This window comes from Litoribacter populi (assembly GCF_007483685.1).
Classification (GTDB): Bacteria; Bacteroidota; Bacteroidia; order Cytophagales; family Cyclobacteriaceae; genus Litoribacter; species Litoribacter populi.
Map to the genome: position 1 here is coordinate 3,552,144 of NZ_VMKN01000001.1, position 14,625 is coordinate 3,566,768.

The following is a 14,625-nucleotide window of genomic DNA, read 5'->3' on the forward strand; positions in this document are numbered from 1 at the left end:
CCTGGTTTCTCCGGGACAGTTTTTTTTATCCTCCCAAGACAGCCCTTAAGCGAGGATAACCGCTTTTGCTGACTGGGATTTTGGCCCCGCTCTTCAAGACGACCAAATACCCTTCCTTTTCATAATGCTCTAACTTAGTCACTTCCTGCACATTGACTAAAAAGGAACGGTGTGTTCTTACAAACTGGTTTTCATCCAGCCTCTTTTCCAAAGACTTTAGGGTTTGGGTTTTTAAAAACTGCCCCTCCGCCGTATGAATGCAGATATAATCGTCGGAAGCTTCCACATAATGCACCTCCCCTACTTGAATCACCTTGATATGATTACCTGTTTTGACCACCACCCTCGATACCTTCTCCTTAAAACTCTGGTCAACCAAATCCTTCAGTTCTTTATTTGAGTTTCCATTCTCCATTTTGGCTTTAGCCTTTTCAATAGAAGCAGCTAATCTTTCTTGAGAAAAAGGCTTCAAAAGATAATCCACCGCATTTACCTCAAATGCCTTCACCGCATATTCATCAAATGCAGTAGTGAAAATTATGGCTGGAGGATTTTCCAATAGCTCCAGCATCTCCAACCCGGTAATCTTGGGCATCTGTATGTCGAGAAAAACCAAGTCAGGCTTTAGTTCCTGAATAGCTTTCAAACCCTCAAAACCATTCTGACAGGTTTTGATCACCTCTATCTCTGAATACCTTTCCAAGTATTCCTGCATAAGGGAAATGGCCAATGGCTCATCATCAACTAAAATCACTTTCATGGTTGTGGTATTTTCAATGTCACTATAAAGTTATCTTCCACAATATCAGTACGCAAAAGGTCGTGCCTTCCAAAAATCAAGAACAGTCTTCTTTTCACTCCATCCAACCCAAAACCCGTCCCTTTGGAATTCTTTTGAGATCCATCGAATAGGTTGCTGACCTGAAAGGTAAGGTATTGTCCTTCCATTTTTACCTTTACTTCAATAGTCACATCATCCACAAGCCCATAAAGCCCATGCTTGACGGCATTTTCTATCAGAGGCTGAAGCAACAATTGTGGCAAGCGCCCCACCTTTGCATCCTCCTCCACTTTTACCTGTACCTCTAATCTATGTCCAAATCTTACCTTTTCTATGTCAAGATATTGTCTCAAGTAAATTATTTCATCCTCCACCGTTCCCCACTGTTTATGATCTTTTTTGACAGTGTTTCTCAAAAAATCTGAAAGTTGGAGAATCATTTCCCTAGCCTTTTCAGGCTGAGACATTAACATGGCGTTTATGGAATTAAGACTGTTGAATAGAAAATGGGGCTGTAGCTGTTGGCGCAAATGATAAAGTTCTGCTTCCTTTGCGGTTTTGTCCAGCCATACCTCGTGTTGCCTGAGTGCCTGTTCCTCCATCAATCTTGACCCAAGTAACAACATCCTACTCACAAAAATCAAGACCAGCAGAAAGATGATCCCTCTCACAGGAAGGATATGATTCCAAAATATTCTGGCTTCCTGATGTTGAAATATCCACTTCAGAAACCAGCTCCCCAACATTAACCCAGCTCCACTTAAAATAACCGGGATCAAAATCACCAACCACTGATTGCCCTGCTGAGGACGATAAAATCTGAAAATATTCTCCAATACCACAGCAGATAAGGCCAAAAGCCCTAAATGGAGCGCAACATCATAAATAGCAAACCTCCAGGCCAACCCATAGTGCTGTAACAGATAAACCAGCCCGAACCAAACTAAAACCAAAAAACCGGAGAAGGTAAGCCACCCACTCCAGTCTTTGGGCAACAACCTCAACATATTAAAAAGACCTAAGTTCCAAGCCTCCAAAAATCATGGAGCCATTAATTCTTAACACTTTTGTTGGATCAGGTTTTGTATGGGGAAAAGACCTCTTATCCTCTATGCCAGCAGCAATATTGCTCACATTAATGTCTACATCCCAATGGGGAGGTATAATTAGCTTAACACCCCCGAAGGCTATTTCTATATTGATTATTGCCTCCCCTTCTAAGTCTGCGTTGGAAAAGTCAACATCCACCCCGCCAAAGATTGCGGAGATTTTTCCACCAAGAAAACCCTTAGTAAAGGACCTCTTTTCTACTGATGAAAACAAGGCCTGAGCATTAATGTAATCTTCCATGGTCCGCCCACTCACATTATCGGGATGGGGCTTTGCATATGTTGCATCCTCAACGCCTGCTCTTTTGGTTTGTCCAAAACTTTCAAAATCATAAAAGGGAAGAGCTCCCCTCCGACTCTGATTGAGGATAAAGAAAAACCCGATGAGGATAAAGACGGCAGGTAAGATGTATGGCTCCACCTCCACAGGAATTCCAATTTCTCTTTTGAGTAAAAAGAACCCACCAATTAAAACCATTACAAAACCAAACCCGCTTTGGAATTCATGCCTTACCAAATTGATAACACCTATGGCTATCAAGATCATTGGCCAGGTAAGCACCCAGGATGGGAATAGAAAACCCATGGTTCTCAAGAGCAGAATCAACCCTATTATCAAAAAAAGCATCCCTAGGGTAAGGTTGCTGTTACTTCTATTTGTCCTTTTCATAGCTTTTAGAATAAGATTATGATCAAAACTACACAAGGAATTTTTCTCCCCCTACAATCACTCCACTAAGCCCTCGGCATAATCGGTAAATGACACTATTTATTCGGTAAAAAGTTTCCTCTTGGTTAAAATGTATTCGGCAAAATCCAGATCCTCGGGAGTGGTAATCTTAATATTGGACGGGTCACCCTCCACCAAGCTCACAGGCCAGCCTTGGTATTCATACACGGTGGCATCATCGGTGAAGGCAGTAGATTCCTCAACTTTAAAGGCTTCCTTTATTTTACCCAGCTGAAAAGTCTGTGGAGTTTGCACAAGTCTATACAGATCGCGGTTTTCGAATTTGGATACACCGTCGGGCTCAATTTTACGAATGGAATCTTTAAGGGGGACTACTACTATACCACTACCTGATTTCCTGGCTTGCTGATAGCTATTTTCGATTATTTCTTGAGTTACAATAGGACGAACACCATCATGAATAGCAACCAAGCCCTCAGCTTCACTGATGACATCCAACCCGTTTTTCACAGACTGAAACCTGCTTTCACCTCCAGATACTAGTTTGTGTTCAATTAAAAATCCTTTCTCCTCACACAGCTTTTTCCAAAAATCATGATCCCTGGGAGGTAACACCAAAATGATGGAAATGCTTGTGTCAGTTTCATAAAACCTCATCAAAGTATGCATAAGCACAGGCTTTTCACCGATGGAAAGGTATTGTTTGGCAATAGGCGCCCCCATGCGGGTGCCGCTTCCTCCTGCCACAATTACGGCAAATCTTTTCATGCTCCAAAAATAGGGATATTAAATTACGGATACTTCTAAAAAAAGAAAAGAGCCCAAAAGAGCTCTTTCCTATTATATTATAACATCAGTCATCCGACAACCGACATCGGACATCCGTCATCCAACATCTGTCATCCGACACCCAACATCATCACAATATCAACATCGCATCACCATAGGAAAAGAATTTATACTTCTCCTTAATAGCTTCCTGATATGCTTTCATAATCAAATCATAGCCTCCAAACGCGGCTGTAGTCATTAGCAAAGTAGACTCAGGCAAGTGAAAGTTGGTCACCAAAGCATTAGCAATCTTAAATTCGTAAGGCGGGATAATAAACTTATCAGTCCAACCTGCACTCTTCTTAAGTCTGCCATTAGCTGTCACGGAGGACTCGACGGTTTTTAATGATGTGGTTCCCACCGATACTACTCTTTTTTTGCTGTCCAAAGCACGGTTAACCAAATCAACGGTCTCTTCAGGAATATCATAATTCTCTGAATCCATTTTATGCTTCGTAAGGTCTTCCACGTCCACTGACCTGAAAGTACCCAAACCGATATGAAGGGTGATAGGACTAACCTCCACACCTTTGATCTCCAATTTCTTTAACAAATGGTGAGTAAAGTGCATCCCAGCAGTCGGGGCTGCTACCGCACCCACGTGCTGGGCATAGATAGTCTGATAACGCTCTCTGTCCTCAGGTTCAACCGCACGTTCGATGTGGTCTTTCAGGATTGGGGTTTCACCCAATTCGTCGATGGCCTTATAGAACTCTTCATCGGTACCGTCGAAAAGGAAACGGATAGTTCTACCTCTGGAAGTGGTGTTGTCGATTACCTCAGCAACAAGATCACTGTCACCAAAATATAGCTTGTTGCCTACTCTGATTTTTCTAGCAGGATCCACCAACACATCCCACAACCTCAGTTCCTGGTTAAGCTCTCTCAAAAGGAAAACCTCGATCTTCGCACCGGTTTTTTCCTTGTTGCCATATAGTCGGGCAGGAAAAACTTTCGTATTATTAGTTACAAATACGTCTCCCTCTTCAAAATAATCAATTATATCCTTGAAAAACTTATGCTCGATCTCGCCGGTCTTTCTGTGGACCACCATCAATCTGCATTCGTCACGGTTTTCGGTTGGATATAAGGCTATAAGTTTTCGGGGAACGTCGAATTTGAAATCTGATAATTTCATATATTGGATTGAAATGTTTGCGTGTATTTTCTTTAAAGCACAATTGCCGTAAAAACTGCAAATATAATAAGATTTATGCCCATTTCTACCTATCTTGGCAAATAGTTTTTCAAGTAAAGTAATTTAAGGTGATAATAATCAAACTTATATGGGAGAGTTTCAGGTTTGCGATTCAAGCCCTGAAATCCAATCTTACCCGTACGGTTTTGTCCCTCTTAGGGGTAACCATTGGCATTTTTGCCATCATTGCAGTTTTCACACTCGTTGACTCCTTGGAGAAAAACATCAAATCGAGCTTTTCGTTCCTTGGTACTAATGTAATCCGAGTGGACCGGTTTCCATTCGGCGGAGGCGGCGAATACCCATGGTGGAAATACTTCCAACGTCCCACAGCAAATTTTCAGGAATATCAGTTTTTGAAGCAACGTATCAAAAACGCTGACGGGGTCACGATCTCCGCTTCTGCCAGCGCCACTATCAAAGCTGGTAGCAACTCCTACCAGGGGGCCAACTTGGAAGGCATCGTTTTCGACTATAAAGATGTTTATGAGGTACCCGTTGACAATGGCCGCTTTTTTACCGAATTGGAGATCAATTCAGCCCGAAACGTGGCATTGGTCGGGGTAAAAATTGCCAGGGCTCTTTACCCCGGACAGGAAGCCTTAGGCAAAGAGATTAAGGTCAAAGGCAACAAGTTTATCATTGTAGGATTGTTCAAAGAGGAAGGAGAAGGCTTGTTTGACATGCCCTCCAAAGACGAGGCCATCTTGGTCCCGTTTGGTGCCTTTACCAAGATGTATAACGTGGGACAGTTTGGAATAGAACCCACTATTGCCGCTAAAGGACGAGACGAGGATATCGGTTTGATTGCCCTGGAAAACGAAATGAGCGGACTGATGAGGAGCAAAAGAGGTCTTAAACCCACTCAAGAAGACAATTTCGCCCTCAACAAGTCTGAATTCATACAAAATGCCATTGGGTCAATATTCGATGTGATAGGTATAGCCGGTTGGGTCATTGGAGGCTTTTCGATTCTGGTCGGTGGCTTTGGCATTGCTAACATCATGTTTGTCTCCGTGAAAGAAAGGACCAATATCATTGGAATTCAAAAATCCCTCGGGGCTAAAAATTACTTTATACTGCTTCAGTTTTTGTTTGAGGCCACCTTCTTGAGCCTTTTTGGCGGGATGGCGGGGATTTTTATCGTCTTCCTGCTCACATTTGTACCGCTGGGGACTTTAGAGGTCACCATGTCATTCAAAAACATCATGCTCGGCGTAGGCTTATCATCGGCCATTGGCATAGTCTCGGGGATTGTGCCTGCAACCTTAGCAGCTCAGCTTGACCCAGTAGAGGCAATACGTTCGGCTTAAAATTATTTGAATGTCCCGGTCAAGAATTTCCAGAACAGTCCTGCTCCTTTTGGGGCCGGCACTATTTCTACTTTTCTATATGATCAGTCTCCAGGTTCAGGAGCCTAACATGCTTCGGGTGCTGGGAGTAGCAGCATGGATGGTAAGCTGGTGGGTTACCGAGGCTGTACCTATTCCCGCGACTTCTTTATTGCCCATCATTCTTTTTCCTGCCATAGGGATCTTTAACATTTCCAGTGCTGCAGCACCTTATTCCGACCCTGTTATTTTTCTTTTTATGGGCGGCTTTATCATTGCTTTGGCCATGGAGCACAACCAGCTCCACAAGCGAATTGCTCTGAAGCTTATAAACCTTACAGGCACTAAACCTAATGGCATAATCTTAGGCTTTTACCTTGCCACATTCATATTGAGTATGTGGATCAGCAATACCGCCACTGCTGTAATGATGCTGCCGGTAGCTCTTTCCATCATCCAACTGATGAAGACCCAAAATCCCTTTCTCATGGAGGAAAAAGGCTTCAAAAACTTTTGTCTGAGCCTCTTGTTGGGAATTGCCTATGCGGCGAATATTGGTGGAGTGATGACCATCATCGGCACCCCTCCCAATGTCGTGATGGTAGGCATGATGCGCCAATTTCTCCAAATAGAAATGGGCTTCAACCAATGGTTGCTCATTGGCATACCCCTAGGAGTGACTATGCTAGCCCTGATGTTTTTCTTAATGAATTATCTGCTATTTCCCAACAGAATGAAAAACCTTACCGGATCGGGAGAAATGATCAACAAACAGCTGATGGAATTGGGCCCCATGAGAAAAGCCGAAAAGCGGGTGAGTTTGATCGTGGTCCTCACTGCCGCCGCCTGGATTTTCCGAGGTCTGATCAACCAGCAACTCGGCATCACTTTTCTCAATGACACCAACATCGCCTTAATAGGTGGAATGCTCATGTTTATGGTACCGGCTGACAAAGAAGGCGCTCAAAAGCTGATCACCTGGAAACAGATGGACAAACTCCCCTGGGGTATACTTTTGCTTTTTGGAGGCGGATTATCCTTGGCAAAAGCCATGGAAGCATCAGGGATAGTAGAGCAGGTGGGTATTTTAGTAAGCAACTTTGATCAGCTCCACCTTTGGGTGCTTATTGCCGGGCTGACATTCATGTCACTATTTATGACCGAATTGATGAGTAATGTAGCTCTAACGACCTTATTTATCCCAATAGTAATTGGGATATCCTCCGGATTGAATATCCCCGCTCATTTATTGGTGATTCCTGTAACTCTTTCGGCCAGTTTTGCCTTCATGCTACCCATCGCCACTCCCCCAAATGCCATAGTGTTTTCAAGTGGCTTTATCAAAATGAAAGACATGATCCAAGCCGGTATCATCCTCAACCTGATCTCCGTATTAATTATTTGCCTACTTACCTATACCTTGGTAAATTGGGTTTATTTGTAGATCGGATGCTGGATGACGGATCGGGTGTTGTATGATGGCACATTTGAGACTTCTCCCCTCCGCTGCGCTTCGGTCAAAGTAAGGGCGCTTTACGAATCACATCTTGGTCATTATGTCATACCTCGGTCATCCGACATCTGACATCCATTCAAATTCACTTCACACTATCTCTTCTTTCCTTCAGCTCTCTCCAGGTGGTAAGGATAAAACCCTCATCTTCAATAAACTCTTTGAATTTAGGGTCCCGCATGGCCAGCAGATCTCCTCTTCTGGAATCTCCAGAAGCAGAAATTTTGTCGAAGTTCTCTGAAGTATCCGTACAGTGCATGATCACCATGGTCACTCCAGGCTGAAGTTCCTGAAGGTCTTCCATGTACCGCTCGGTTTTCATCTTCTGAAGGTTCTCGTCCGTAGCCTCCACACCCTCGGGCAACTTCCAGCCGTAGCTCACGCTGTGAAGGTCATCCAATACCGGTAATCCTTTGTTCCAAACACGTTTGCCTACCATCCTGGCCATCCGCACTTCCACCGGCACGGAGAATACGCTTTTCGAACCTTCATCCATCAACTGCTTACTCAGGGCCGTACTATGGCCGCCGGGCAACATGATTGGGATCTGGTACTCTATTCCCAGCTCCACATATTTTTTGATGAATTTGGGAGAAGAAAACAATGCGCCCATATGGGAATCCAGGTGGGTAGGCTCAAAGCCCATCTCCCTTGCCCTTTCGATCTGGGCCCTGATTTCCATTTCCACTTCATCCCCAGAGGCATTTTCCTTCAACAGCCTTTTGTTGCGCCACATGGCACCTTCCTCGTCCACCAGGCCGGGAGCAGCCGGCTTGCCCACCAAAGGCCCCCACCTGTAGTCCTCCCATTCCGAAGTCATGGTCAGGTGCAAACCTGCGTCAACTGCGGGGTTTTCCTTCAAATATTTCACAAACCCTGGAACCCAGGGACAGGTCATCATCACGCTTACCGAATTGGCCGCGCCTTCTTCCAGCGCCCGGATGGTGCCTAGGTTCGAATCATAGGACATGCCTGCATCGTCGATGTGGAGGATCAGCACCCTGTCCCCTTTTTCCCACCCAAGCTTTTCGGCATAAGTCTCTTTGTCCTGGGACTGCACGCCAAAGGTAATCATCACAGCAACCGCTGCTATAAATAATGTTCTGATCATAACCTTAATGATAAATGCTATAGTCACATTATCTCAACTCCTTAAAACAACTGATTATTACGGCATTAACATTTTTTGAGAGATCAGCCCATCCAAAATAAAAAAAGCGCAAACTTAGATTTGCGCTTCTATTAATATTAAATGAGGGTTTAATTTATTCCCCTTCATTATACCTCAGTAACATTCTGGTCCCTAAAATACTTGAGGACCTAATTTCATGGTCATATTCCCCTGTTGGCTCCACATCTCCAAACGCCGAAGCAGCTCCAAATTGATCATGCACAGCAATAAGGGAGTTATTCGAAGCATCATAAATCCTTACAATACTGTGTTCTGGCCCCGCATCATATTTTAATCCATCCAAATCAAAAGTGACAGGCAGATTATTTAAATCAGCAGTAAGCCCCGTCACCCTATCCACTTCCTCTATCTCCTCCGTTCTTCTGGAAACGACAATATACAATTCCGTATCTCCTTCTTCTCTAAGCTCGTAGTCCTGTTGAACCCGCTCAATCGATAACTGATGAATGTAATATTGGCCTATTTTAATTTCTTTTGTTACAGTATGGGTTTGAGGCCCAGGCGTTTTAATTGTTAAGGTGACTGGATACGAACCAGGGTTGTTAAAAGAGAAACGTGGCAATCTAACCTCTGATATTCCTCTTTCCCCATATTCCCAGTTATATTCCACTGCCCCTGCCGGGACATCCGCAAATCGAATTTCCTCTCTTACCATAAACATTTCTTGGGCAAACTCAAAGTCTGCCGGAGTAGCGGGTACATTCTCACCCGTGTCGCAAGACAAAAAACCAACTGCGAAGACGGCTACGAAAAGTAATTTTAACTTCATACCTATTTTTTTTAATCTGGCAGTTTATTATTCGCAAACCTACCAGTGAGTAAAAAGATCCTTTAAGGAAATTAAGTTACAAAAAAATATCCAAAACAAAAGAATTAGGTGATAGAACTCCTATCATATAGAGCTAAATATTCCTCCTTACCTTTAACCGCATTTTCCTTTGAACAGGTAGTTGTTCTTATAACTTTACAACGAAAAAAGGCACAGAGCAGTCGAATACTCGACTACCTCTGTGCCCATTCATTAAAGATTATTTAAATCACCCCTCCACAGGAGCTTCTTTCACTTCTTTTCCGGCCAATATACCAGCTTTCTCCTTGATCTTTTTCTCCAATTCTTCCATCAAGTCAGGATTGTCCAAAAGTAGATTCTTCACCGCGTCACGGCCTTGTCCCAACTTTGTACCTTCATAAGAGAACCATGAGCCGGCTTTTTTGACGATTTCAAATTCCACACCCAGGTCAATTACTTCACCGACTTTGGAGATACCTTCACCGTACATGATGTCGAATTCAACAACCTTGAACGGAGGTGCAACTTTGTTTTTCACCACTTTTACCTTGGTACGGTTACCCAAAATGTTGTCAGCACTTTCCTTGATCTGACCGATTCTTCTAATATCCAACCTCACTGATGCATAGAATTTCAAGGCATTACCACCGGTAGTGGTTTCTGGATTACCAAACATCACCCCGATCTTCTCTCGCAACTGGTTGATGAAGATACAGGAACAACCTGTCTTATGAATGGCACCAGTAAGTTTTCTAAGCGCTTGGGACATCAATCGCGCCTGAAGGCCCATCTTGCTGTCTCCCATTTCGCCTTCCAGTTCTCCTTTTGGCACCAATGCTGCCACGGAGTCAATCACAATAATATCAATAGCACCCGAACGGATCAGGTGTTCAGCGATTTCCAATGCCTGCTCACCACTGTCAGGTTGAGAGATCAAGAGATTTTCAGTATCGATTCCAAGCTTTTCGGCATAAGACTTGTCGAAAGCATGTTCGGCATCTATGAATGCCGCAAGACCGCCGGCCTTTTGCGCCTCGGCTATGCAGTGCATGGAAAGGGTCGTTTTACCGGAAGATTCCGGTCCATAAATCTCAACAATCCTTCCCCTAGGGATCCCCCCTACACCCAAAGCCATATCAAGGCTTAAGGAACCGGTGGAAATCGCAGGCACATCTTGTACGTGATTATCACTAAGTTTCATCACCGTACCCTTGCCGTAGGTCTTTTCAAGCTTATCAATGGTAAGTTGAAGAGCTTTTAATTTTTCTGCGTTTGCGCTCATATATGATTTTGTAGTTTTTGACGTATAAATATTATGTGAAAGTAAACATTCGCAAGGGGATTATCAATAGAAAATAAGCATTGTTGAACGAAACTTATTTAGTAATTTTAACACTGAGATACGTGACATTGCGAACCATTTCCATTAACATTGGAGTTAGAAAGAGCAATTGAAATAAAAAACATGCAAATAAGAATAACACTTCTCTTTTTTATTTCTTTGATCATGCTGACAGGGGCCGATACCGGGTCAATGGCCAGAAACGAGGCTTTTTCTCATGGGGAAGAGCTCACCTTCAAGGTGAAATACCTCTTTTTCAATGCCGCAGAGGCCAAGATGGTAACCAGCCCCGAAATTCAGCAAATCAACAACAGACCGGCCTATAAGATCGATGTGTATGGTAAAACCCTGAGCATCTTCAAAATCTTTAAGGTCAAGGACAATTGGGGAACCCTATTGGATACCGCCAAACTTATCCCACACCGGTCTTATAGACATATAGAAGAAGGAAATTATCGAAAACACGAAATTGTGGATTTTGATCATAGGGGCAAAAAAGCTAACGTGAAGCTTTTTGACCGAGAAAACAAGAATGTGGTCGAAACTCAGTCTTACGAGATCCCTCCGAATGTGCAAGACATGGTCAGCGGCTTCTACCAGCTCAGGACCATGGACCTGTCCAGGATCAAGCCGGGAGAGACTGTTAATATCAAGGGTTTTTTCGATAAAGAAATATATAACCTAAAGTTAATATTCGAGGGCAAAGAAAAGCTGGACACTCGTATCGGGTCCTATGAGACCTATAAATTTTCGCCAATAATGCCAAATAACAAGCTATTCAGTGGCGACAATCCCATTAAAGTCTGGATAACAGACGACAAAAACAAAATTCCAGTGAAGATCAAAGCCAACCTCGTGGTAGGTGCCCTGGACATGGAAATAACCGAAGCCCGCGGATTGCGTAATAATTAATTCAACTTCCATTAACATTACTTTAACATTAACCCTCCGCACCTTAAGACAGGAAGCCCTTGGCTTTTGGTTTAGTATTATAATTGCCATTCTTTTTTCTAAATTAGCATTGTATTCAAACCTGAAAACCTGCCAAGATACCAAAACTGGCAGGTTTAACATGACACACTAATCAATCACCAATGAGCGAAAAAAGCAAGGTCAGGGTCTTAGTCGTAGATGACGAACCTGATATCATTGATTTATTGAAATACAATTTAGAAAAAGAAGGCTATGAAGTAGAGACCGCCTCTGATGGAGTAAAAGCAGTCAAAACAGCCATCCGCTTCAAACCTGAAGTAATCCTTCTCGACATCATGATGCCCCTACAAGACGGGGTTGAAACCTGCAGGCAGCTCAGGGAGATACCTGACCTAAAAAGCACCTTCATCATATTTCTTACTGCTCGATCGGAAGAGTATTCCGAAGTGGCAGCCTTCGACGTGGGAGCAGATGATTACATCACCAAACCTATTAAACCTCGTGCACTTCTTAGCCGTATAGCAGCCCTTTTCAGAAGGGAATCCAAAAAGGAGAAAGAAGTCTCCCAGATCAAGATTAAAGATTTGGTCATTGACCGCACCAGCTATACCATTGACCAAAGCGGCAAAACCATCACCCTGCCCAAAAAAGAATTCGAACTATTGTATTTTCTAGCCAAAAACCCTAATATGGTCTTCAGTAGAGATGATCTCTTGCAGAACATCTGGGGAGCTGATGTCTTTGTACTTGCCCGTACCGTGGACGTACACATCCGAAAAGTAAGGGAAAAAATCGGGGACGACTACATCACTACTGTAAAAGGAGTAGGGTACAAATTTGAATTGAACTAAAATGCTGACCACTTCCAGGGGGATTTCCTTCCTGTTGGCCTTGGCCATAGCAGCCCTGACGGTTGCTTTTCTATCCTTATTGGACGACGCCACGCCCACCCTTCTGGTGGTAGCGGGCGTGTTGTCCTTTTCCCTGCCTTACATACTGACCTACATCACCTTGGAATTCCTCATTTTCAAGGAAATTTCCAATATCTACCATCTGCTGGAAAAGGTGCAGAAAAAAGACCTTTCGGATATCTCCGAACACTCCTACCGAACATCCATCTCCCCGCTGCGCAAGATTAACCAGACGATCAACAGTTATGCGATTTCCAAAAACAAGGAAATCGAGACCCTGCAAAAAAACGCTGTTTTCCGGAAAGAATTCATTGCCGACATCTCCCACGAGCTGAAAACGCCAATTTTTGCCGCCCAGGGCTATGTACACACCTTGCTTGACGGAGCAGTGGAGGATGAGGAAGTAAGATATAAGTTTTTGAAAAGGGCTGCCAAAAGCCTCAACTCTCTAGACAAACTTGTGCAGGATCTACTCACCCTCAACCGTATGGAGAATGGAGTGGTGAAGTTCCATTTCGAGAACTTCGATCTCAAGAACATGATCCTTGAGGTCATCGAACAATTGGAGAATAAGGCCGATCGTAGAGATGTCCTAGTCAGATTCTATTTTGACAAAAACGATAAGTTCATCACCCATGCCGACAAGGACAAAGTCTATCGTGTCTGCCAAAACCTTATTTCCAATGCCATAAAGTATAACCATGACGGAGGGGAAGTCGTGATAAAATTAGAGAAAAAGAAGAACAAGCTTCATGTGAGCGTCAGGGACAATGGCAAGGGCATCCCTGAGGAAGATCTCAAGCGCATCTTCGAAAGGTTCTATCGCGTCGAAAAGTCCCGTAGCCGGGAAGGCGGCGGCACCGGTCTTGGCCTCGCCATTGTCAAACATATCCTCGAAGGCCACAAAAGTAAGATTAAAGTGGAAAGTACGATTGGCAAGGGATCGACTTTTAGTTTTTCTCTGCCTGGGGCATAAATCTTTTCTAGTTTCCCAAAGATGGCCTAAATTAATTGGATAGTTTTAATTAATCCCTTAATTTCCCGTTTCATTAAATTATTTTAATAGGATGAAACCTTCTTTACTTTTAAGCTTTCTCATCATTTTCCTCATTTCAGGTTGTAACCCTGAAGAAACACCATCAGCACCCGAATTCACCCTACAGGATGAATACTTTACTGTAGGAGAAGCCATCAGGTTTGCCCATGTAAGCCAGGAGACCAATTACCAATGGGACTTCGGCAATGGCCAAACTTCCAACCTGCGCGAACCAAGTATTTCTTATGACGAACCGGGAATATACACTATCAGCTTGACCATAGGGCCTTCAGCCCAAGAAAGGGTAGTACAACAAGATGTCAGAATTGGTCAGTTTATGATCTACGAAGTGCAGTTACTCAATTTTTTGGAAAACCATTGGCTACAAGGCGGAAATATTACAGATCCCCGGCAAGGCAGTGCTGATGTATTTTATCGGATAGTTGAATACGATCATGACAATGAGGAAGAGAAATATAAAATCCATTACCAAAGTGAGGTAACCCCAAATGTAGAGCAAAACGATCTTCCCTTGACCTGGGAAACGGAAAGCTTTCCATTAACCAAAATCATCCATTTCTATGACCATAAAGACGGTAGAATCATAGCAACAAATGAATTTGCAACTTCTGATGAATGGGTTTTCAATAAGGAGGACAAAGAAGGGTCTATACTATATAGTAGAGGCGGGACAATTTATCCAGAGCCCGGAAGTGAAGGCATACCCATGTTTTCCAGAGTACAGGTGAAGTTTAGAGTAGAATTCCCGGCTTAAGAAGGGATTGTAAAAGCATATACTTTAGTTCCAGAGGTCATTAGATTAATTATTTTAAACAAAAATTCCTCGAAAAACCAACATCCCAAAAACAATTTATCGCTAGAAAACTTTTAATAACAATAGACTTTAATAAAGTACTCATTTGTTTGTATGGTTTAAAAAAAATGGCTCGGGTGTTTTCCTGAGCTA

Annotated in this window: 14 protein-coding genes; 6 read left to right on the plus strand and 8 right to left on the minus strand. The window is 43.2% G+C overall.

Annotated features, from left to right (window positions below):
• Positions 1–25: 25 nt before the first annotated feature.
• The 5 genes from FPL27_RS15415 to queA all read right to left on the minus strand — a co-directional run bounded on the left by FPL27_RS15415 (position 26) and on the right by queA (position 4,550).
• Positions 26–760 carry a LytR/AlgR family response regulator transcription factor gene (locus FPL27_RS15415; RefSeq protein ID WP_143961978.1) on the minus strand — a complete coding sequence of 245 codons (735 nt, stop codon included), beginning with the start codon at positions 758–760 and terminating at the stop codon, positions 26–28.
• Positions 757–1,788 carry a sensor histidine kinase gene (locus FPL27_RS15420; protein ID WP_143961980.1) on the minus strand — a complete coding sequence of 344 codons (1,032 nt, stop codon included), beginning with the start codon at positions 1,786–1,788 and terminating at the stop codon, positions 757–759. Before FPL27_RS15420 ends, FPL27_RS15415 begins: the two co-directional genes overlap by 4 nt.
• Before the next feature lies 1 nt (position 1,789).
• On the minus strand, positions 1,790–2,560 hold the full coding sequence (locus tag FPL27_RS15425) for a LiaF transmembrane domain-containing protein (protein ID WP_143961983.1): 771 nt from the start codon (positions 2,558–2,560) through the stop codon (positions 1,790–1,792).
• Positions 2,561–2,659: 99 nt separating this feature from the next.
• Positions 2,660–3,349 (minus strand): 2-C-methyl-D-erythritol 4-phosphate cytidylyltransferase, encoded by a 690-nt coding sequence (locus FPL27_RS15430; RefSeq protein ID WP_143961985.1) that lies wholly within the window; start codon positions 3,347–3,349, stop codon positions 2,660–2,662.
• Between the two features lie 151 nt (positions 3,350–3,500).
• Positions 3,501–4,550 (minus strand): tRNA preQ1(34) S-adenosylmethionine ribosyltransferase-isomerase QueA, encoded by a 1,050-nt coding sequence (gene queA / locus FPL27_RS15435; protein ID WP_143961987.1) that lies wholly within the window; start codon positions 4,548–4,550, stop codon positions 3,501–3,503.
• A 128-nt stretch (positions 4,551–4,678) separates the two neighbouring features.
• On the opposite strand from queA, the gene FPL27_RS15440 reads away from it, so the two are divergent.
• Together FPL27_RS15440 and FPL27_RS15445 are read left to right on the plus strand one after the other, a co-directional pair.
• On the plus strand, positions 4,679–5,923 hold the full coding sequence (locus FPL27_RS15440) for an ABC transporter permease (RefSeq protein ID WP_143961990.1): 1,245 nt from the start codon (positions 4,679–4,681) through the stop codon (positions 5,921–5,923).
• A 10-nt stretch (positions 5,924–5,933) separates the two neighbouring features.
• Positions 5,934–7,385, plus strand: a complete 1,452-nt coding sequence (locus FPL27_RS15445; protein ID WP_143961992.1) for an SLC13 family permease — start codon at positions 5,934–5,936, stop codon at positions 7,383–7,385.
• A gap of 154 nt (positions 7,386–7,539) precedes the next feature.
• Here the strand turns inward: FPL27_RS15445 and FPL27_RS15450 are convergent, their stop codons facing one another.
• The 3 genes from FPL27_RS15450 to recA form a co-directional block, all read right to left on the minus strand.
• Positions 7,540–8,565, minus strand: coding sequence for a polysaccharide deacetylase family protein (locus FPL27_RS15450; RefSeq protein WP_143961993.1), 1,026 nt, complete (start codon positions 8,563–8,565; stop codon positions 7,540–7,542).
• Positions 8,566–8,719: 154 nt separating this feature from the next.
• Positions 8,720–9,415: a PKD domain-containing protein gene (locus FPL27_RS15455; RefSeq protein ID WP_143961995.1), complete on the minus strand. Its 696-nt coding sequence runs from the start codon at positions 9,413–9,415 to the stop codon at positions 8,720–8,722.
• Between the two features lie 268 nt (positions 9,416–9,683).
• Positions 9,684–10,718: a recombinase RecA gene (gene recA / locus FPL27_RS15460; RefSeq protein ID WP_143961997.1), complete on the minus strand. Its 1,035-nt coding sequence runs from the start codon at positions 10,716–10,718 to the stop codon at positions 9,684–9,686.
• A 183-nt stretch (positions 10,719–10,901) separates the two neighbouring features.
• Between recA and FPL27_RS15465 the strand changes: the two genes are divergently transcribed.
• The 4 genes from FPL27_RS15465 (at position 10,902) to FPL27_RS15480 (ending at position 14,433) form a co-directional block, all read left to right on the plus strand.
• The gene (locus FPL27_RS15465; RefSeq protein ID WP_185974391.1) at positions 10,902–11,690 is read left to right on the plus strand and encodes a DUF3108 domain-containing protein; all 789 of its coding nucleotides are present in this window, start codon (positions 10,902–10,904) and stop codon (positions 11,688–11,690) included.
• A gap of 182 nt (positions 11,691–11,872) precedes the next feature.
• Entirely contained in the window at positions 11,873–12,562 is a 690-nt protein-coding gene (locus tag FPL27_RS15470; protein WP_143961999.1) for a response regulator transcription factor, read from the plus strand.
• 1 nt (position 12,563) lies between these two features.
• Positions 12,564–13,598: a sensor histidine kinase gene (locus FPL27_RS15475; protein ID WP_143962002.1), complete on the plus strand. Its 1,035-nt coding sequence runs from the start codon at positions 12,564–12,566 to the stop codon at positions 13,596–13,598.
• A 91-nt stretch (positions 13,599–13,689) separates the two neighbouring features.
• Entirely contained in the window at positions 13,690–14,433 is a 744-nt protein-coding gene (locus FPL27_RS15480) for a PKD domain-containing protein (RefSeq protein ID WP_143962004.1), read from the plus strand.
• Positions 14,434–14,625: the final 192 nt, after the last annotated feature.